This is a genomic window from Peptoniphilus sp. HMSC075B08 (assembly GCF_001815405.1).
Lineage (GTDB): Bacteria > Bacillota > Clostridia > Tissierellales > Peptoniphilaceae > Peptoniphilus_A > Peptoniphilus_A harei.
This window is the reverse complement of sequence record NZ_KV820458.1, coordinates 87,698-107,461: the sequence shown is the minus strand read 5'-3', so window position 1 is coordinate 107,461 and position 19,764 is coordinate 87,698. Positions and strand designations below refer to the sequence as shown.

Annotated in this window: 19 protein-coding genes and 1 other annotated feature; of the genes, 18 read left to right on the top strand and 1 reads right to left on the bottom strand. The window is 33.3% G+C overall.

The window, feature by feature from the left end; genetic code table 11:
* Positions 1–3: 3 nt before the first annotated feature.
* From HMPREF3023_RS07170 to HMPREF3023_RS07085, 18 genes are all read left to right on the top strand, one after another.
* Positions 4–345, top strand: coding sequence for a hypothetical protein (locus HMPREF3023_RS07170; protein WP_070702095.1), 342 nt, complete (start codon positions 4–6; stop codon positions 343–345).
* A gap of 527 nt (positions 346–872) precedes the next feature.
* Positions 873–2,042 (top strand): poly(R)-hydroxyalkanoic acid synthase subunit PhaE, encoded by a 1,170-nt coding sequence (locus HMPREF3023_RS07165; protein ID WP_070702093.1) that lies wholly within the window; start codon positions 873–875, stop codon positions 2,040–2,042.
* Positions 2,043–2,087: 45 nt separating this feature from the next.
* The gene (phaC, locus tag HMPREF3023_RS07160; RefSeq protein ID WP_070702091.1) at positions 2,088–3,155 is read left to right on the top strand and encodes a class III poly(R)-hydroxyalkanoic acid synthase subunit PhaC; all 1,068 of its coding nucleotides are present in this window, start codon (positions 2,088–2,090) and stop codon (positions 3,153–3,155) included.
* 21 nt (positions 3,156–3,176) lie between these two features.
* Complete coding sequence (locus HMPREF3023_RS07155) at positions 3,177–3,608, top strand: MaoC family dehydratase (protein ID WP_070702089.1); 432 nt, start codon at positions 3,177–3,179, stop codon at positions 3,606–3,608.
* A gap of 397 nt (positions 3,609–4,005) precedes the next feature.
* On the top strand, positions 4,006–5,340 hold the full coding sequence (rsxC, locus tag HMPREF3023_RS07150) for an electron transport complex subunit RsxC (protein ID WP_070702087.1): 1,335 nt from the start codon (positions 4,006–4,008) through the stop codon (positions 5,338–5,340).
* 11 nt (positions 5,341–5,351) lie between these two features.
* Positions 5,352–6,356, top strand: coding sequence for an RnfABCDGE type electron transport complex subunit D (locus HMPREF3023_RS07145; RefSeq protein ID WP_070702086.1), 1,005 nt, complete (start codon positions 5,352–5,354; stop codon positions 6,354–6,356).
* Positions 6,357–6,941 (top strand): RnfABCDGE type electron transport complex subunit G, encoded by a 585-nt coding sequence (locus HMPREF3023_RS07140; RefSeq protein WP_070702084.1) that lies wholly within the window; start codon positions 6,357–6,359, stop codon positions 6,939–6,941.
* 11 nt (positions 6,942–6,952) lie between these two features.
* On the top strand, positions 6,953–7,549 hold the full coding sequence (gene rsxE / locus HMPREF3023_RS07135; RefSeq protein ID WP_070702082.1) for an electron transport complex subunit RsxE: 597 nt from the start codon (positions 6,953–6,955) through the stop codon (positions 7,547–7,549).
* The gene (rsxA, locus tag HMPREF3023_RS07130; RefSeq protein WP_070702080.1) at positions 7,549–8,127 is read left to right on the top strand and encodes an electron transport complex subunit RsxA; all 579 of its coding nucleotides are present in this window, start codon (positions 7,549–7,551) and stop codon (positions 8,125–8,127) included. Before rsxE ends, rsxA begins: the two co-directional genes overlap by 1 nt.
* 9 nt (positions 8,128–8,136) lie before the next feature.
* Positions 8,137–9,048, top strand: coding sequence for an RnfABCDGE type electron transport complex subunit B (locus HMPREF3023_RS07125; protein WP_070702078.1), 912 nt, complete (start codon positions 8,137–8,139; stop codon positions 9,046–9,048).
* Between the two features lie 215 nt (positions 9,049–9,263).
* Positions 9,264–9,812 (top strand): substrate-binding domain-containing protein, encoded by a 549-nt coding sequence (locus HMPREF3023_RS07120; RefSeq protein ID WP_070702076.1) that lies wholly within the window; start codon positions 9,264–9,266, stop codon positions 9,810–9,812.
* A gap of 103 nt (positions 9,813–9,915) precedes the next feature.
* Positions 9,916–10,147, top strand: a binding site (T-box leader).
* Between the two features lie 57 nt (positions 10,148–10,204).
* Positions 10,205–11,548 (top strand): branched-chain amino acid transport system II carrier protein, encoded by a 1,344-nt coding sequence (gene brnQ, locus HMPREF3023_RS07115; RefSeq protein WP_070702074.1) that lies wholly within the window; start codon positions 10,205–10,207, stop codon positions 11,546–11,548.
* Positions 11,549–11,813: 265 nt separating this feature from the next.
* The gene (locus HMPREF3023_RS07110; RefSeq protein ID WP_070702072.1) at positions 11,814–13,559 is read left to right on the top strand and encodes an ABC transporter ATP-binding protein; all 1,746 of its coding nucleotides are present in this window, start codon (positions 11,814–11,816) and stop codon (positions 13,557–13,559) included.
* Entirely contained in the window at positions 13,559–15,280 is a 1,722-nt protein-coding gene (locus HMPREF3023_RS07105) for an ABC transporter ATP-binding protein (protein WP_070702070.1), read from the top strand. The genes HMPREF3023_RS07110 and HMPREF3023_RS07105 overlap by 1 nt, the downstream gene beginning before the upstream one ends.
* Before the next feature lie 11 nt (positions 15,281–15,291).
* Positions 15,292–15,873, top strand: a complete 582-nt coding sequence (locus tag HMPREF3023_RS07100) for an MptD family putative ECF transporter S component (protein WP_070702068.1) — start codon at positions 15,292–15,294, stop codon at positions 15,871–15,873.
* Positions 15,873–16,568 (top strand): energy-coupling factor transporter transmembrane component T family protein, encoded by a 696-nt coding sequence (locus tag HMPREF3023_RS07095; protein ID WP_070702067.1) that lies wholly within the window; start codon positions 15,873–15,875, stop codon positions 16,566–16,568. The genes HMPREF3023_RS07100 and HMPREF3023_RS07095 overlap by 1 nt, the downstream gene beginning before the upstream one ends.
* Positions 16,562–17,968, top strand: a complete 1,407-nt coding sequence (locus tag HMPREF3023_RS07090; RefSeq protein WP_070702065.1) for an ATP-binding cassette domain-containing protein — start codon at positions 16,562–16,564, stop codon at positions 17,966–17,968. The genes HMPREF3023_RS07095 and HMPREF3023_RS07090 overlap by 7 nt, the downstream gene beginning before the upstream one ends.
* Positions 17,958–18,890: a helix-turn-helix domain-containing protein gene (locus HMPREF3023_RS07085; RefSeq protein WP_070702063.1), complete on the top strand. Its 933-nt coding sequence runs from the start codon at positions 17,958–17,960 to the stop codon at positions 18,888–18,890. The genes HMPREF3023_RS07090 and HMPREF3023_RS07085 overlap by 11 nt, the downstream gene beginning before the upstream one ends.
* Before the next feature lie 22 nt (positions 18,891–18,912).
* On the opposite strand, the gene HMPREF3023_RS07080 is transcribed toward HMPREF3023_RS07085, so the two are convergent.
* Positions 18,913–19,707 (bottom strand): nitroreductase family protein, encoded by a 795-nt coding sequence (locus tag HMPREF3023_RS07080; protein WP_070702061.1) that lies wholly within the window; start codon positions 19,705–19,707, stop codon positions 18,913–18,915.
* Between the last annotated feature and the right edge of the window lie 57 nt (positions 19,708–19,764).

Here is a 19,764-nt window from a genome sequence, read left to right as displayed (position 1 = left end):
TAGGTGCTTGTAAAAAATCATGACCTTCTAATAAACTTTGAGATTCGAAAAAACTATGAGTTTGTAATAAATTTTGGCTTTCTAAAAAAGAACGACCTTGTAATAAACTATGACCTTCTGAAAGATTATGACCTTGTAATAAGTTATGAACTTCTGAAAGATTATGACCTTGTAATAAATTATAAACTTCTGAAAAATTATGAACTTGTAAAAAATTATGACTTTATAAAAAACCATGACTTTTTATTAAATTATGACTTTATAAAAAACTTTAAGCTTCTTAATAATCATGACTTTATAAAAAGTTTTGACCTTCAAGTAAACTATGAGCTTGTAAAAAAATGACGCTGATTAAAAGTTTTTAAAATTAGATATAAAAGGACCTTTTAAAATTCAATTAAAGAATAGGTAATATGGTTAAAATAAAAAAATTTATTAAGTCTTGAGATAAATTATTTGGATTTTAAGTTTATAAAAATTTTAATTAATTATAGATTGTGAAAGGGACTACAAGAAAATTAAAAATTAGAAGTTTTATAACAATGATTCTTAATTAAAAAAATTTATTTAAACTCTCAAGCTAAATTATTTTTATTTTGAATTTCTAAGCAAAGTCTTTTTTTAATTTCAAAATAAATTCCTATTATCATATTTTGTGGAAGGGAGTAGAAGAAGCATAAAATTAAAAATTTTATAATAAAGAAATCAAAATCAAAAATCAAATAAAAAACTAAGAAATAATAAATTTTACATAAACTTTAATATTTATTTAACAAAAACAAATATTGCTGTTTTATAATATAAAAACCGGGTAACCTATTAGTAAGATGAAGTAATAAATTTTTTTAATTCTAATATTTGGGGAGGATAATATGACAATGAATTACAATGCTTGGAATGACATGTTCAAGATAAGCCAAGATATGATGAAAGCATGGGTGGATGCTCTGCCAAAGAGAGACCCTGAAAATAAAGAATCTGAAGATAATGCCTTTGATTTTACAAAATATCAAGATTGGGCAAAATTTCAACAAGCTTGGATGAGAAGTTGGGAAGATATGATGAAAAATGCAGGCCCACAAAATGTATTTTCCAATAATACTTACGAAGCTTGGACAAAAATGATGGAATTATACAATCCTCTTGATGCCAGCAAAATGATGGGGGCGGGTACAAGAGATGTCTTCGAAAAAATTCTAAATTCTAACAAATTGTATCTTGGAGCTTATGAACAATGGAAAAAATTTAATGACGACATTTTAAAGCCAGGAACTGATACTTATAAAGAAAACCTTGAACAACTAGTAAAGCAATTTAATGAAATATTCACAAATAATCTGATTCCACTTTTACCTAAAGAGATGCAAGGTTTGATGGTTAATTCTCAAAGCTATTTTAATACCTATTTAAAAACTTTAGAAAATTTCCTTGGCCCATGGTCTTTTGCTTACCAAAATATAGCTGAGATATATATGGAATCTATTTATAAGGATCCAATGAAGTTATCAGATGCCTTAAAAGAATGGAAGGATGCTTATAATAAGACTTTTGGAGTTTTAGTAAAGTCTCCTGTAGTGGGAAGTTCTAGAGAATTACTGGAACAAAATAACAGGGCTGTAGACTCTATGGTTGATATGCTTATTTCTGTTTCAGAATTTATAACAAAGGCCTTATCAGTTGGATACAAAAATTCTCAAGAAGTTTTTGAAGAATACTTCGACTCAGTTGATAAGGGCGAAGATCCAAAAACTTTCAATGAGTTTTATAAGATGTGGTCAAAACATGTTGAAAATGCCATTGAAAAGTACTTCTACACTGATGAATTCTCAAAGCTTATTGCCAAAGCAGCAGATTCATATATGATTTTTAAAATAGAATACGACAAGTTAATAGAAAAATCTCTTAGCGATTCTCCAATTGTTACAAAATCAGAAGTAGACAATGTTTATAAAAATGTTTACGAATTGAGACGTGAAGTTAGGGCTCTTAAAAAAGAATTGGAAGAACTTAGGGGAAAAGAAGACTTAAAAAGTGACAAATAATTATTTCCTATAATTTTGAAATAGTTAATTAAGGGAGGCAAAAATATGTATAATGATTTTTTCGATATAAAGACATCTATTGAGGAAGGAATAAAGGCTCAGGAAAAATTCCTAAAGAGTTATGAAAGTATGATTAGTGCAACTAATGATCATGCAAATCAAACTCCTAGAGAGGTTGTTTTTCAGGAAGATAAATTAAAACTTTATAACTATAAAAAGTCTACAAGAAGTGTAAGCAAGGTTCCGACACTAATTGTTTATGCCCTTGTTAACACTCCTTCTATGATGGATATTGGCCAAGACAAGTCTTTTATTAAAAAGTTAGTGGATAGTGGTCTTGATTTATATTTAATCGAATGGGGATTTCCAACTGCTGATGATAAATATATAAGTCTTGATGATTATATAAATATTTATATTGACGATTGTGTCGACCACATTAGAAAGGAAAAGGGAGTAGACAAGATAAATATTCTAGGCGTTTGCCAAGGTGGTACTTTTAGTTTAATGTACACATCTCTTCATCCAGAAAAAATTAAGAACCTAGTGACTATGGTTACACCTGTCGACTTTTCAACAGATGATGGACTTCTTTTCAAATGGGGGAAATATTTAAATCCAGATAGGATGGTAGAAGCCTATGGAGTTGTGCCAGGAGACTTTATGAATACTGGTTTCCTAACTTTGAAACCTCTTTCTTTAATGGTCAATAAATATGTAGATGTTATAAATGACTTAGATGATCCTGAACATCTTTCAAGCTTTATGACTATGGAAAAATGGATTTTTGACAGTCCAGGACAAGTTGGAATGGCATACAAGGAATTTTTAAATGCAATGTATAGGGAAAATCGCCTAATGAAGGGTGAAATGGAAATTGCTGGTAAAAAAGTAGATTTAAAGAAGATTACTCAACCAGTCCTAAACCTTTATGCAGAAAGAGACAATCAAGTTCCAAATGCTGCGTCAATTCCTATTGGAGATTGTGTAGGAAGCGATGACTACACAGCTAAATCTTTCCCTACAGGACACATTGGAATGTTTGTTAGTAGAAGAAGTCAAGAAGAAGTAGCGCCAACAGTAGTAGATTGGCTAAAGAAACGTTCAAAATAAATAGAGAAGGGATAGTGACTTATGGATAATACAAAGGGGAAAACTATTGATGAATTAAAAGTAGGACAAAGTGCTTGTTTTACAAAAACAGTTTCTGAGGCAGACGTTTATAACTATATCGGTGTATCTGGTGACTTTAACCCTGCCCATATAAACGAAGAATTTGCGAAAAAGACAAGATTTAAAAAACGTATTGCCCACGGTATGATTAGTGCAGGATTCATTTCTTCAGTACTAGGAACTCAATTACCTGGTCCAGGAACTATTTATTTGAATCAAGATCTTAAATTTACTCACCCAGTTCACTTTGGTGATACTATTACTGCAACTTGTACTGTTGAAGAATTATTCCCTGACACAAATAGGGTAATATTAAGTACAGTCTGCGAAAATCAACATGGACAAACTGTAATTGAGGGAAGGGCTTTAGTCTTAGCTCCTCTTCCAGATTAAAATAATAATAAAAATGATAGGGCGACCTTATATGAGGGTCGCTTTTTTATATTCAAAAAATTATTCTATTGGATAGAAAAATAAAATAAGATATTTTATCCTTGTGAAATTGAAAAATATTTTGATAAAAAAGAATTGCTTTTAAATTTAATCGCTTAATTTGCTCTTGAATAAATACGAAGAATTAAAATAGAGAGATAAAATAAAGTTTTTATTGGTCTTGTTTTTGATAAATGATATCAGAAACCCTATTTTAAGAATGACTAGATTTGAATGATGATAAAGATTTCCCAAAATGAATTTTTTCAGTAGAATAATGTACTTTAATAAAATTTAGTGTTATAATTATAACAAATGGTAAAAATATAGGCTAAAGCCAAATAAGGGGTGAAGTTTTATGAGTTCAAGAAATCTCACTTTTTCCGTAGGTGGAGTTCATATGGACGAACACAAAACTTTGACAGAAAAAATCGCAATTGAGAGGATGCCAAGTCCAAAGATTGCTTACATACCTATGTCACAACATATTGGAGCACCATGCTCACCTGTTGTTTCAAAGGGCGACTCTGTTAAAGTTGGCCAAATTGTTGGGAATTCTGATGCTTTTATTTCAGCAGCTATACACTCTTCTGTATCAGGTACAGTTAAAGAGATTAAAAAAATGTATACAGCTGATGGAAGGTATTGTGATTGCGTCGTTATAGAAAACGATGGCAAAGATGAAATGATTGAGGACCTTAAATCTTTCAAGGATTATAAGGATCATCCTATTGACGACTTAATTCCTTTTATTAAGGAAAAGGGAATCGTAGGAATGGGTGGAGCTGGTTTCCCTCTTCATGCAAAACTTAAGGGTGAAGATCCAGTTCTAGACGAATGTATAATCAATGGTGCAGAATGTGAGCCTTTCCTTACATGTGACCATAGAATTATGCTAGAAAAAACTGAAGAAATATTAGAAGGTTTAGATATCTTCTCACATTTTTACAATAAGGAAGCTTCTTACATGGCAATTGAGGAAAACAAACCTGATGCAATTGCTAAGATGGAAGAAGTTATAGGAAAAAATCCTAATTGGAATCACTTAAAGGTTGTTGGATGTCAAACTAAGTATCCACAAGGTGATTCAAAGAGACTTTCTGAAGCCGTAGTTGGTAGAATTGTTCCACAAAATGGTGTAACAAATGATGTTGGAGTTTTCCTAACTAATGTTGGTACAACTCTAGCTTTCTATGAAGCTATGATTGAAGGAAAGCCTTCTTATGAAAGAGTTATAACTGTTTCTGGTTCTGGTATTAAGGAACCTAAGAATATTCTCGTTAAAATAGGTACTCCTGTGGGAGATATCCTAGATTTCTGTGGCGGTCTTAAAGACAACTTCAAAGAAATCATCTGTGGTGGTCCTATGACTGGTAAGTCAGTATTTAATCTTGACTCTCCAATTACTAAGACTACTTCTGGTATTTTGGTTTTCACTGAAGAAGAAGTTACAGAAAGAATTGAATCTCCATGTATTAGATGTTCAAGATGTGTAGACCATTGTCCAGCCAATATAAATCCAACTGATATTAATCATGCGATTTTAAAGGGCGATGTAGACTTATGTATGGATCTTCACGCTGACCAATGTATGGAATGTGGTATATGTTCCTTTGTTTGTCCAGCCAAGAGACATCTTACAGCATCTGTTAAATTAGCTAAACGAGAAATCAGAGCTAATCAAAAGAGATAGGAGGGATCAATTTGGAAAATAATAAAATTAATAAGGATCCGATGACAGTAAATGAGGCACGCTTTGTTTCACTAGCTCCTCATATTAGGTCAAATGATACTGTTAGAAAGATTATGCTTGATGTTATTATCGCACTTGCTCCTGCAATGATTGCTTCTGTATATTTCTTTGGAACAAGGGCCATAGCACTTTTAGCAGTATGTATTGGTGCTTGTGTATTTACTGAACTTATTACACAAAAATGCCTAAAGAAAACTGTTCAAATAGCTGACTTATCTGCTGTTGTTACTGGAATTTTGATTGCACTTAATATGCCTGAGTCTTTTCCACTATGGATGGCAGCTTTCGGATCAGTTTTTGCAATATTAGTAGTTAAAGAATGTTTTGGTGGTATTGGTTTTAACTTTATGAATCCAGCTCTTGCAGCAAGACTTGTACTTATGACATCTTGGCCAAAACAAATTACAGATTATATTTCACCAGAATTGTTGAAGCAAGGTCTTACAACATCATCTGCAGCTATGGATGGTCTATCTTATGCAACACCTCTTCAAGTTATTGCATCTGGTGATCTTGCAAATCTTACTTCAATGGGAGATATGTTTATGGGAAATATTGGTGGTGTAATAGGAGAAACTTCTGCAATTGCACTTCTAATTGGATTTGTTTACTTAGTAGCAAGAAAGGTAATTTCTTGGGAAATCCCAGTAATTTATGTTGCATCAACTGCAATATGTCTATTTGTTCTTGGAATCCCAATGGAACTTATTCCTTATGAACTACTTGCAGGTGGTTTGTTACTTGGTGCTATCTTTATGGCAACTGACTACACTACAAACCCAATAAACAGAAAGGGAAGAATTATTTTTGCTCTTGGCTGTGGTATCTTAACTGCAGTAATTAGGGTTAAGGCATCTCTTCCTGAAGGTGTTTCATACGCAATATGTCTTATGAACCTCGCAACACCATTAATTGACAAACTTACTATATCAAGTGCATATGGGGAGGCGAAGTAAATGAAAGAACCAGTAAAATTTGGAATAATACTTTTAGTATTCTGTGCCCTATCAGCAGGTCTTCTTGCAGCTGTAAATAGTTTTACGGCTCCAGTAATTGCTGAAACTGAACTTAAAAATACACTTGCATCCTATGAAGTTATTTTTGGTGATGCTGCTGATAGTTTCGAAGAATACGATCAAGCTAAATTAGATTCAATAAAAGAAAAATATCCAAACATAGAAAAAATCTTCGTAGCCAAAAAAGGTGAGGATGTTGTTGGATATGGTGTAAACGTAAAATCAAATGGTTATGGTGGAGCTATGACCAACGCCCTTGGTTTCCTACTTGAAGGCGATACAATCGCTGGATTTAGAAATATCTCCAATGGAGAAACAAGTGGATTTGGTTCTAGAATCACTACTGATGAATATTATCCTTCCTATGAAGGAAAGTCTGCTGCTGGTCCACTAGAACTTTCTAAGGAACCTAAGGCTGAAAATGAAGTTATGTGGTTGACATCAGCTACAATCTCTTCTAAGGCAGCTCTTGCAGGCTCAAATGATGCCATTCAAGTTTACAACGAAGTTCTAAAGAATGAATAAGGGGGTTTAAAATGAAATTATCTAAAGTATTTTTAGACGGTGCTTTCAAAAACAATCCTGTATTCATGCAACTTATAGGTCTTTGTTCAGTACTGGCTATCACAAACAGCTTAACTAACTCACTAGCAATGGGTATGGCAGTTACTTTTGTACTTATAATGAGTAACACAGTAGTATCTGCTCTTAGAAATGTAATTCCTGATAAAATAAGAATTCCTTGTTTTATAGTAGTAATTGCAACTTTCGTAACTTTAGTACAAATGATCCTTCAAGCATATTTTCAATCAATTTATGCAGCACTTGGTATTTTCTTACCACTAATCGTAGTTAACTGCTGTATCCTTGGAGAAGCAGAAGGTTTCGCTTACAAGAACAAACTTGTTCCATCAATAGTAGATGGACTTGGAACAGGAGTTGGCTATACAATAGCAGTTCTTTCCATGGGTCTTGTGCGTGAATTTTTCGGCTACGGAACATTATTTGAAAAACAAGTCCTACCAGAATCCTATCCAGGAATTGGACTTATGGGAGCGCCAGCAGGTGCCTTCATACTTCTAGGATTCTTAATTGCAGGATTTAAACTACTACTTAATAGGAGGGCAGACTAATGTTAGAGAGTATTTTAACAATTTTAATTTCAACAATACTTGTAAATAACTATATATTTGCTCAGTTCTTAGGAATTTGTCCCTTCTTAGGTGTATCTTCCAAAACAGAAACTGCCCTTGGAATGGGAGTTGCCGTTACCTTTGTAGTTGTACTTGCATCTGCAATAACATGGCTAATTCAAAATTTCGTATTAAATAAATTTGGACTTGAGTACTTACAAACAATTGCCTTTATACTTGTAATTGCATCACTAGTACAATTTGTAGAAATGTTTATAAAGAAGTCATCACCTTCACTTTACCAAGCTATGGGTGTTTATCTTCCACTTATCACTACAAACTGTGTTGTACTTGGTGTAACAGTATTAAACGTGCAAAACGGATATAACTTAATAGAAACAATCTTTAGTGGATTTGGAGCTTCTCTAGGCTTTACACTAGCTTTAGTATTAATCGCAGCCCTAAGAGAAAAACTTATGCTTGCAGATGTACCTAAGGCACTTCAAGGTGTTCCTATTGCGCTTGTGAGTGCTGGTCTTATGGCCATAGCATTCTCAGGTTTCGGCGGATTGGTATAGGAGGTAATTATGGAAATTAGTGCAATACTTACCCCAATGGTGTTTTTGGGAATAGCGGGAGCTTTTTTCGGAATAATACTTTCCATTGCATCAAAGGTTTTTTATGTAGAAGTTGATCCAAAGGTAGCTGAAGTAAGAGATGCCCTTCCAGGAGCAAACTGTGGAGCTTGTGGTTTCCCAGGTTGTGATGGACTTGCAGAAGCAATTGCCAATGGTACATCACCAGTTAATGGTTGTGTTATTGGTGGTGCAGAAACTGCTGAAAAAGTCAGCCAAGTAATGGGTGTCAATGCAGAAAATGTTGATAGAAATGTTGCCGTAGTTCACTGTCAAGGTGACTGCGACAAGGCAAAAAATAAATATGACTACAATGACCTAGTTGACTGTAGACTTATAGCTGACTACCAACAAGGTGCAAAAGCTTGTAACTATGGTTGCTGTGGTGGTGGAACTTGCGTAAGCGTATGTGAATTTGACGCCATCCACATGGTTAATGGAGTTGCAGTCGTAGACAAGGAAAAATGCGTAGCTTGTATGAAGTGTATCAACATTTGTCCTAAGAAAATTATTTCACTTAGACCTTACAAATCAAAAACAGTTGTTGAATGTAAATCACTTGATTCAGGAAAAGTTGTTAGAAATAATTGTAGCATTGGTTGTATAGGATGTGGAATCTGTGAAAAGAACTGTCCTAAGGATGCAATCCATGTAGAAAATAACTTAGCATCAATTGATTACGACAAGTGTATCAACTGTGGAATCTGTGTTTCAAAATGTCCAACAGGAGCTATCTATTGTGAATATCCTGAAAGAGTGGAAAAGATGAAACAAAAGGAAAAAGAAAAGAAAGAAAAAGAAAGACAAGCAAAAATCGCAGAAGCTCAAGCTAAAAAAGCAGCTGCAGAAAAGACTAATGCTTAATCTTAAACTTTAAATCAAAACTGTCGCTTAAGGCGGCAGTTTTTTCTTGTACATTTTTTATAAAAAATACATAAAAACTATATTAAGATTTATTCAAGCTCTCTAAAATGTTTAAAACTTTTACAATATTTTGCACTTACATTTTCTTAATAATGTGATATTCTATTAATAGAATAAATTAAAGATAGTGCAAAAATTTAGAAGGAGGCTCTATTATGAAAAGAAAGTTTTATAATAAGATTGCTTATGCCTTACTTATAATGGTCCTATTAACTTCTTGTAAGTCTAAGGAGAAAGTAAGTGTTGAAAATACTTCCAATGGAAAAGAAGTAAGCCAAGAAAATGTAGACAAAGAAAAAAGGGCTGATACTAAAGATAGGGAACTCTTTGTGGAAAAAGAAAATCCAAGAATTGTTGCCATGTCAGTTAAGGCTGCAAAGGCATTAAAATTTTTGGCTTATGAAAATGTAGTAGGAGTTCCTAGTGGAGCAGAAGCTCTTTATCCTGATGCCAGCCTCATAGGTGATGAAATGGATCCTGATTTTAAGCTGGTAAAAAATCTTAATCCAGAATGTTTACTTACAGATTCAAGTGTGACTTATGATAAGTCTCTAGGACTAAAGGTGGAAGGCATGACATATGCTTCAGCTTCTTTTGAGACTTTAGAGGACACAAAAAATGGTCTTAAGTTCTTTGCCAAGGGTTTGGGTCTAGATGATGATTTGCTTGAAGAAAAAATAGATTCACTTACAGAAAATATTTAGTTTGATTTTTTGAATTTTATTTATGTTAAAAAAATTTCAAAAAAGTATTTGACAAGTTGATTTTTATTTCTTATAATAACATGCAAATCATAATTTTATTAATAAAAAATATTGGAAAAAACGAGTAGGTTTATTAAAGTTTTCAGAGAGTAGGCGTTTGGTGAAAGCCTATAATGGAGATAAATTCGAAAATCCTTTTTCTTATGCAAATCTGAACCTTAGTAAGATTTGCCGCTTTAGTAGGCGTTATCTATACTCGGCATTGATTGATGCTTGTTAAGAGAGCTTACATATTCGTAAGAACTAAGGTGGTAACGCGATAATTCGTCCTTTGTCTATTATTTAGACAAGGGACTTTTTTTATTTATAAAATTAAAAATTAGGAGGAAAGTATGAAAAAATTATCAAGAAGTCAGTTTACTCAAGTGAGCATAATGCTCTTTGGATTGTTCTTTGGAGCTGGAAATTTAATTTTCCCTCCATTTTTAGGAAACCAAGCAGGGAATAAGACTATTATTTCACTTTTGGCTTTTTCTGTTACCGCAATTATCTTCCCAGTCCTTGGAGCTATAGCCGTTGGCAAGACTGATGGACTTAAAAACTTATCTTCAAGAGTTGGAGAAAAGTTCGCCCTAGTTTTTACTACTGCAATATACCTTTCCATAGGACCTGGACTTGGAATACCAAGAGCAGGGTCAGTTCCCTTTGAAATGGCAATTGCACCCTACGTGCCTGAAAGCTTTAACCTATCACTTGCCAGATTAATTTATACATTTTTATTCTTTACAGTTGCAATGCTTGTTTGCTTAAAACCAAATAAGTTAGTCGCAAGAGTTGGAAAGTATTTAACCCCAACACTTTTGCTCTTAATACTTGTAATGTTTGCCAAGGTAATGACTTTACCAAAAGATTTAGCAGTGGCAAGTGGAAATTATAAGGACGCTCCAGTAGTTGCTGGTTTCCTAGCAGGTTATGACACAATGGATGCTGTTGCAGCACTTAACTTTGGTTTTGTTGTCACTCTTGCCATAAGGAGGTTTGGAGTTGAAGATAAGAAGCTTGTGACATCTTACACTGCTAAGGCTGGTCTAGTTGCAGGTTCAGTTTTATTTCTTGTCTACCTAATGCTTTCAACAATGGGTATGGTGACATCAGGGGCTTTTGCTGGAGCAGAAAATGGTGCAGTAGTTCTTACAGAAGCTGTTAAGCTTGTCTTTGGCAATGCAGGATTGGTTTTATTGGCATCAATATTTACTCTTGCTTGTTTAACAACTTGCATAGGTTTAATATCAAGTGGTTCAGAATATTTTTGTACACTATTTAACCACAAGATGTCCTATGGCAGATGGGTTTTCCTTTGGACCTTCTTCTCCTTTGTTATGGCAAATTTTGGACTTAATAAACTTCTTGCCCTATCAGTTCCACTACTAACTGTTATATATCCAGTTGCCTTAGTCTTAATAGTTTTAGGATTTACTCATGATTTTGTAGGCTACTCTAAGTATTCTTACAAGGCATCAGCTTTCTTTGCAGTAGGTCTACCACTTGTGGCAGTTGCAAAATCAAAGTTTAATTTAAACTTGCCACTTTTAACAAATCTTGAGGCAAGTTTGCCTATGGCATCAAGTGGTTTATCCTGGGTCCTACCAAGTCTTTGTGCTGTAGTTTTAGTTGAAGCCTACTCAAGACTTCTATCACCATCAAAGGCTAGTGTGAAAGCAGAAAATTATATGTAAGAAAAATTAGAAATTTTAAAACAGTCTCACGTGATGAATGTGGGACTGTTTTTTTTATGCTTTTTTGCAAATAAGTTATATAAAAATTTTGGAAGTTTGCGAATGAAAGAAAAAAATATGGCAAATAAATTCTAATTGAATATAATTTAAAAATTTTTTTGAATAGAAAAGTATTTTTGTTAAGAAATTAAGAAAAAGAAATATTATAATAATATCGATAATTGTTATCAGTTATTTTTTATTTAATAAAGAGAGGTGTTATATTTTGAAATTATACAAAAAATTATTTTCCTACATACCTGAGAGAAAACTTCACGGTATTCTTGCATGTCTACTTACAACGGTGGGCATTGTTTTAGAATTTTATGCTTATTATTTAATTTGGATTTTGCTAAAGAATGTTTTTAGTGGTGGGGTCTTGTCAGAAGGAAGAAGTCTTGCTATAAAAATTTTATTTTTATTTATCGCCTATGGTATTTTATACTTTATGGGACTATGGATGAGTCACTTGGCAGGATTTAGGCTTGAAACACGTCTTCGTGAAAGAGGTATAAGGCACCTTCTTGGGGCATCTAATACTTTTTTTGACCTACATAATTCTGGAGAAGTGAGAAAAATAATTGACAACAATGTGGAGCAAACTCACATGATTGTAGCTCATTTAATTCCAGATCAAACAGCTGCATTTTTGACTCCTATACTTATGATTATCTTGACCTTTGTATTGGATTTATACCTTGGAATATTTTTTATTGTCATTGTCCTAATAAGTTTAGTCCTTGTAAAAAATATGATGGGTGATCAGTCCTTTATGAAGAAGTATATGGATATGCTTGACGAAATGAATGCAGGTGCAGTTGAGTATGTAAGGGCCATGCCTGTAGTAAAGATTTTTAATGCACCCTTAATCGGTTTTAAAAAACTTTATGATTCGATTCTTGTTTATAAGGAGATGGTCTATAAGTATTCTATGTCTTGCAGGGTTCCCTATGTCATATTCCAATGGCTTTTAAATATTTTTATAATTACGCCAATATTTTTGGGAATCTTTATGGTTAATAGGGGAGCTGATCCTGGTCTTTGGGCGGCAAAAATTTTATTTTTTACTCTGTTCATGGGGATATTCTTTTCTAACACAATGAAAATTATGTATGTATCTATGTTTGTCTTCCAGGCAAATTCTGCTGTGGATAATCTTGAAAATTTGTTCAAGGAGATGAAGGCGAAGGAAATAGAATTTGGAAGCCAAAGGGAATTCTTAAACAAGAATATTGAATTTAAGAATGTAGACTTCTCCTATGACGGAGAAAATAAAATTTTAGATAACTTTTCTCTAAGTCTTGAAGAAGATAAGGTCTATGCCTTGGTGGGTAGTTCAGGCTCAGGTAAGTCAACTATTGCAAAATTAATTTCTGGTCTGTACCCTGTTGACTCAGGAGAAATTTTAATTGGAAACAAAAATATTTCTTCCTATGACAAGGAAAGTCTTATGAAAAACATAGGAATTGTTTTTCAAAACCCACAGCTCTTCCAGGGTATCTCCATTTTTGAAAATGTCAAGCTTGGGAAGAGTGATGCAAGTGATGAAGAAGTATTAAGGGCATTAAAACTTGCAAGGTGTGACGAGTTTATAGACAAATTCAAAGAAGGTTATGATGTAGTGATTGGAGCAGAAGGTGTAAATCTTTCTGGTGGAGAAAAGCAAAGGGTAAGTATTGCTAGGATTTTCTTAAAGGATCCAAAAATTATTATTATGGACGAAGCTTCAGCAGCTGCTGATCCTGAAAACGAGTATGAATTACAAATTGCCTTTAAGGAACTTATAAAGAACAGGACTACAATTATGATTGCCCACAGACTTACTTCTATAAGAGGAGTAGATGAAATTCTTCTAATTGAAGATGGAAGGCTAGCTGAAAGAGGAAGCCACGATAAACTTTACAATGAAGATAGCAAGTATAAGAAGTTTGTGGAAATGTATATGAAGGCAAATGAATGGAGGGTTGACTGATGAAAAATTATTTAAAAAATCACTTTGGACTAACTGACAAGGGGGCAGAGGGTGCCCTAGTTGCAATAAGATATTCCAGCCTAAAGACCCTTTCTTATATGCTTCCAATGTTTCTTCTTATGTATGTAATGCAAGGCTTGTTAAACTTAGGAGACTTTAGTCCAAGTATTTCAGTTATCGCCTATGTAATAATTGCCCTTCTTATGATTTTTGTAATTAATAGGGACTACATTACAACCTACAACGAAACCTATAAGGAGTCTGCAAATCTAAGGATAGAAATTTCTGAAATAATTAAGGACTTGCCTCTTAGCTTTTATTCAAGCAGAGATTTAACAGATCTTTCTCAAACAATAATGAAGGATGTAGAGGCAATTGAGCATGGACTTTCTCATGCAGTTCCAGGCTTTTATGGTTTTATAATAAATCTATTCATTATTTCGATTTTGTTACTAATTGGGAATTTAAAACTTGGGCTTGCAGTTATAGTGCCAATTTATATTTCTGCTATTTTGAATTTGCTTTCCAGCAAGATGCAAAAGAAGGGCGTAAGGTCTTACTACAAGGAGCAAAGGAAGTCCTCAAAGATGTTCCAAGAACTCATTGACCTATCTACAGAGATTAAGTCCTATAACTTGACTGAAGAAAAGGAAAAAAATGGAATTGACTTTGTTAGGTCCTTAGAAAAAAACCACATTAAGTCAGAACTGGGACAAGTTATACCCATTGTTTCTGCAACGGTTGTGGCAAACTTATCGCTTGCCCTTGCGATATATGTTGGATTAAATAGCTTGATAGATGGGGAAATAAATATTTTGTATTTTGCAGGCTATTTATTTGCTTCAGCAAGATTAATTGATGGCGTTGCTGCCTTCAACCAATTTTATGGAGAGTTAATGTATATTGATTCGCCAGTTGAAAAGATAAAGGCCCTAAGAAATGAAAAAATTCAAAGGGGAGATAGAGCAGACTTAAGATCCTTTGACATTAAGGGAGATAGGGTTTCCTTTTCTTATCTCGATGATAAAAAAGTTATAGATAATATTTCCTTTAAGGCTTTGCAGGGGAAGACTACTGCCCTTGTTGGTCCATCTGGTTGCGGTAAGTCTACCCTAATAAAATTAGTGGCAAGGCTATATGATTATGACTCTGGAAAAATTACAATTGATGGCAAGGAAATAAAAAACATTGGTACAAAAGACTTGTTCAAACACATTTCCATGGTCTTTCAAGATGTGACCCTATTCAATGGGTCAGTGATGGAAAATATTAGGCTGGGCAGGTCCAGTGCCAGTGACGAAGAAGTCCTTGAAGCGGCAAGACTTGCCAACTGCGATGACTTTGTAAAGAAATTGCCAAGGGGATATGAAACAGAAATCGGCGAAAATGGTTCAAACTTATCTGGAGGAGAAAGGCAAAGAATTTCCATAGCAAGAGCCTTCTTAAAGGATGCAGAAATAATTCTTTTAGATGAAATTGCCGCATCACTTGATGTGGAAAATGAAAAGTACATCCAGGAATCTTTGAATAAATTAACAAAGAATAAAACTGTCATAATAATATCCCACAGGATGAAGTCAATAGAAAATGTAGACCAAATAATTGTTATGAAGGACGGAAAGATCGAAGACTTTGGAAGACATGACGAACTACTAAAAAGAAGCAAGACTTACAAGAACATGATTGAGTCATCAAAGAAGTCAGAAGAATTTGTATATTAGGAGGAGATAAGATGAAAAAATTTGGAATACGGGATTTAGTAAATGCCGGTGTATTTTCGCTTTTAACTGTAATGGCAACTTGGTGTGGAGGTATGATAGGTTTTATACCTGTCCTTATGCCCCTAGTTCCCTTTGCTTGTGGTTTGGTTTCGGGGCCAGTCTTTATGCTTTATTCAACAAAGATAGATAAGTTTGGAATGGTCTTAATAATGGGAATAGTTTTTGGACTTGTATTTTCAATGTCAGGTCATGGGGCAATAGTTCTTCCTGCCATAATTGTCTTGTCTTTAATTTGCGAGATGATATTAAAAAAAGGTGGTTACAAGTCAATAAAAACTGCAAGACTAACTTATACAGTATTTATGATTTTTGCAGCTGCAAATTTAATACCAGTGTATTTTGCCAGAGATGCCTTTGTTCAATCTTTAATCGACCAAGATTACGGAGCAGAATATGCAGAAAAACTATTATCTGTTATGCCAACTTGGTCCTTTATACCTGTAGTCCTAGTAGGCATGTTAGGGGGATATTTAGGCTGTACTATTGGAATTAAAATCCTAAATAAGCACTTCAAAAAAGCAGGAATGGCTTAATGAAAATTGACTTTAGGACAAAAATATTTTTAACAAATGTAATAGGGATTGCTGCCATTGAGGGTTCTCTTGGAAGAAGATATTATTATCTTGGAATTTTGATAGCAATCTTTCCCTACTTACTTGCACTATTTGATAGAAAGTGGTCCCTTTTAATTAAGGGACTTTTATATACTTCTGTGGCAATCTTAGGGCAAGGTCTTTTGCTTAAGCTTCCGCAAAATTTCTTGACAATGATTTTAAACCTTTATGTTGGAATAATTATAAGAATCTTGCCTGGGGTTATGATGGGTTATTATGCTCTTGTTACAACAAAAATGAGTGATCTTGTTTATTCTTTGCAGAAAATACACTTGCCAAATTTTTTGATCATTCCAGTTTCTGTAATGTTTAGATTTTTTTATTCAATAAAGGAAGATTACAAGAAAATAAATGAGGCCATGTATATGCATGGACTAAGTATAAAAAATTTTTTCAAAGAGCCTGCTAAGATTTTGGAATATAAGTTTGTTCCACTTTTAATGATTACATCACAGACTGCTGATGATGTTGCCATATCAGCTATGACAAGGGGAATGAGAGTGGATGGAGAGAGGTCATCTATTTCTGATGCAAGCTTGAAGTTGCAAGATTATGTCTTAATAGCTTTTGGAATTTTTATAATTGTTTTATTCATCAGGGTGAAAATATGTTAGAGTTTAAAAATTTTTCCTTGGCCTATGAAAATTATGAGGGCAAAGAAAATACAATATTTGAAAATATTAATCTATCCTTTGAAGGGGGCAGTGTAAATGTAATAAGTGGCCAGTCAGGTTCAGGCAAGTCAACTTTTATAAAGCTAATTAATGGTATAATTCCAGAGGTAAATAATGCGAAAATTTCGGGCCAGCTTTTATTTAAGGGAAAAAATTTATTTGACCAGAGCATAAGCGATAGGAGTCAATATATTTCCACAGTTTTTCAAAATCCCAAAAATCAATTTTACTGCATCAATTCAAGTGATGAGGTGGCCTTTGCTCTTGAAAACAGAAATGTAAAAAGAGAGGAGATATTAAGTAAAATAGATTATTATACAAGGATTTTTGGGACAGATAAATTACTTGATAGAGATTTATTCAAATTATCGGGTGGGGAGAAACAACTTGTGGCTATTACATCTGTTGCCCTAATGGATAATGAAATTTATATTTTTGATGAACCCTCTGCCTCTCTTGATAATAACTCCATTGAAAGATTAAAAAATATTATTGAGATATTAAAGGAAAAGAAAAAAATTATAATCATTGCAGAGCATAGGCTCTACTACCTAAGGGACATAATGGATAAGCTCTTTGTCATTGAGGACAAAAAAATAAAGTCCTACGAAAGAGAAGAGCTTAATGATGAATTCATAAGAAATCATAAGCTGAGAAGCCTAAAGGAAATAAAAAAGGAAGATTTGAATAAGGATAAATACATAAAAAAATCTTTTTTTGATAAAAATTTTGATCATGACAAAATAATGGAGTGTCGAAACTTTTTTTGCAAGTATAGGGGAAGTGAGAAGGTAATTTTTGACTTCAACCTATCCTTTGACAGGGGAATTTATTTTATAATTGGAGCAAATGGAATAGGAAAGACCTCTTTTATAAGAAATATTTGTGGACTTAATAAGGGACAAAGGGGAGACTTATATTATGGGTCTGAGAAAATAAAGAGATCCTATGAAAAAATTTCTCTTGTAATGCAAGATGTGAACTATCAATTATTTACAGATTCAGTTTACTCAGAAATTTCAATAGTATCAGATGATGACCTCCTAAAGGAAAAAATCTTACGTGATTTAGGACTCTGGGACAAGAAGGGCAGACACCCCCAAGCCTTATCTGGAGGAGAGAAGCAAAGACTTGCCCTTGGACTAGCCCTTGCCAGCAAGAAGGAAATAGTTTTGTTAGACGAACCAACTTCTGGCTTGTGCCTAAAGAATATGACAAAATTAATTAGCTTCTTAAAGGAAATGAAAAAGCAAAATAAAACAATTATTATAATCACACACGATTATGAATTTATTAAGAGTGCAGATGAAAATATTTTGGAGTTTGTAAATGAAAAATAATAATTATTTAGCTTCCTGGGACTTTGAGGTCGTCGATGATAATGATGATTTTATAGAGTATCAAGGGATATGCCATCCTAAAAATAAAATGAAAAATTATAAACTTTTCCCAGGACTTATGCTAATGTATATTGACTTAAGAGAAAGGTATCAAGTGAAAGCTTCTGATAGCAAGGGAAATAAGGGCTATAGGATTTCCTATAGCTATGAAGGTAATTACTTTACCTATATCAATGATACAAAAATTTTAATAACGAGAGAAATTTTTATTGGCAAGGCCCTTCCCTATGCAAGAGAATCTTATACAACCAAGGACAGGGTTCAAGCTTTTAACTTTTTTATTGTTGAAGACCAGATAGATAAGGATTCTTTTCATGGTAAAATTTTAGGAGAATTTTTGAAAAAAATAAATTCCATAAAGGATATGGGTTTTGTTTATAAAAATGAAAGACTAATTCAAAGGGCCAATGAACTTATCCAAGTCCTAAAAAGTGAAGATATCTTGGGGATTTCTATAAAGGCTTTGGATTTTATTTACGATATTACAAGAGAAAAAACTTCTGAAATAAGAAAATCTTATCAGAAGGAAGAGGGAAGTGAGGAAATTATTTTAATTGAAGAGTTTATTAAAAATAATTTAGACAAGGATATTACTTTAGATTTGCTTACAAAAAAATTTAAGATTTCTAAGTCAAACTTAAACAATAAATTCATTAGAAAATTTCAGTACACTCCTATAAAGTATTTAAATAATTTGAGGATGATGAAGGCAGAAGAAATTTTAACTAATACAGATAAAAACATAACAGAAATTTCTATGGAACTTGGTTTCACAAGTCCATCAAATTTCACAAGGTCCTTTAAAAAATTTACGGGACTAAGTCCAAGTGAATACAGAAAAAAAGAAGCTCTAAGTGAATGAGCTTCTTTTTAATGTTTAAATTTTATAAAGTAAAGGAACCAATGTAATAATATTTGCCATAGTCCTTTAGGTCGATTGTCCATTTCTTTTCGATTCCCATAGTCTTTAGCATTTCTTCCATGTAGAAAAGGATAACGCCCATGTCTATTAGTGATCTTGAGTCTTCGTCAGATTTTAACATGTAAGCTTCAACAACTGATCCCTTTAGAACAAATCTCCAAGGTTGGAAGTTCTTGTGGCTTGGTGCATATCTAACAGATGAGAAGACATCAAAGACTCCGTAATTTTCTAGAGTTTCAATGGAAATTGGATTTCCTAATGTGTCAGCAAATACAATTTCATCTACATTAAGTCTTGAGCTTGTAACTTCTGGATCAAATAATTTTTTCTTTTGTCCGTAGCCAATTGCTATAAGATAGTCGATTCCTATTCCATTTTCGCCAAAGATTGCCTTCTTAGTTTCTGCATCAACATCATCTACTGTTATCCAGCAAGTATCTAAATCAAGGTCGACTATTTTTGTGTTTAGCTTTTCAAGGCAGTAGCCACCCTTTAAGATGTTAAGTGGTTTGTCGTTTGTGATGTCTAGTGCAATGTAGTGTGGAGCTTCGATCATAACTCCAGAATAACCAGCCTTGCCCCTTAGACCTTCTGCTACGATTTTTCCGTTTTCGTAAAGTGAAAAATTTATTTCTCCTTCTTCTTGGTCTAGTTCATCCATAAGTAATTTTATATTTTCTAAAGAATCCCTTGGTACTGTATCCTTCTTAAAATTTCTCACTGATTTTCTCTTTTGTAAAAAGTTTGTCATTAACATAGTAATCCCCCTTAAAGCTCTTTCATACTAAGATTATACCATAATGAAGAGCTTAAA

Excerpts from the sequence above, each read along its gene's own strand:
- HMPREF3023_RS07090 (WP_070702065.1), top strand. The coding sequence starts at position 16,562 with ATGTTAGAGTTTAAAAATTTTTCCTTGGCCTATGAAAATTATGAGGGC.
- rsxE (WP_070702082.1), top strand. The coding sequence starts at position 6,953 with ATGAAATTATCTAAAGTATTTTTAGACGGTGCTTTCAAAAACAATCCT.
- rsxA (WP_070702080.1), top strand. The coding sequence starts at position 7,549 with ATGTTAGAGAGTATTTTAACAATTTTAATTTCAACAATACTTGTAAAT.
- HMPREF3023_RS07100 (WP_070702068.1), top strand. The coding sequence starts at position 15,292 with ATGAAAAAATTTGGAATACGGGATTTAGTAAATGCCGGTGTATTTTCG.
- HMPREF3023_RS07140 (WP_070702084.1), top strand. The coding sequence starts at position 6,357 with ATGAAAGAACCAGTAAAATTTGGAATAATACTTTTAGTATTCTGTGCC.
- HMPREF3023_RS07105 (WP_070702070.1), top strand. The coding sequence starts at position 13,559 with ATGAAAAATTATTTAAAAAATCACTTTGGACTAACTGACAAGGGGGCA.
- phaC (WP_070702091.1), top strand. The coding sequence starts at position 2,088 with ATGTATAATGATTTTTTCGATATAAAGACATCTATTGAGGAAGGAATA.
- rsxC (WP_070702087.1), top strand. The coding sequence starts at position 4,006 with ATGAGTTCAAGAAATCTCACTTTTTCCGTAGGTGGAGTTCATATGGAC.
- HMPREF3023_RS07155 (WP_070702089.1), top strand. The coding sequence starts at position 3,177 with ATGGATAATACAAAGGGGAAAACTATTGATGAATTAAAAGTAGGACAA.
- brnQ (WP_070702074.1), top strand. The coding sequence starts at position 10,205 with ATGAAAAAATTATCAAGAAGTCAGTTTACTCAAGTGAGCATAATGCTC.
- HMPREF3023_RS07125 (WP_070702078.1), top strand. The coding sequence starts at position 8,137 with ATGGAAATTAGTGCAATACTTACCCCAATGGTGTTTTTGGGAATAGCG.
- HMPREF3023_RS07120 (WP_070702076.1), top strand. The coding sequence starts at position 9,264 with ATGAAAAGAAAGTTTTATAATAAGATTGCTTATGCCTTACTTATAATG.
- HMPREF3023_RS07080 (WP_070702061.1), bottom strand. The coding sequence starts at position 19,707 with ATGTTAATGACAAACTTTTTACAAAAGAGAAAATCAGTGAGAAATTTT.
- HMPREF3023_RS07085 (WP_070702063.1), top strand. The coding sequence starts at position 17,958 with ATGAAAAATAATAATTATTTAGCTTCCTGGGACTTTGAGGTCGTCGAT.
- HMPREF3023_RS07165 (WP_070702093.1), top strand. The coding sequence starts at position 873 with ATGACAATGAATTACAATGCTTGGAATGACATGTTCAAGATAAGCCAA.
- HMPREF3023_RS07095 (WP_070702067.1), top strand. The coding sequence starts at position 15,873 with ATGAAAATTGACTTTAGGACAAAAATATTTTTAACAAATGTAATAGGG.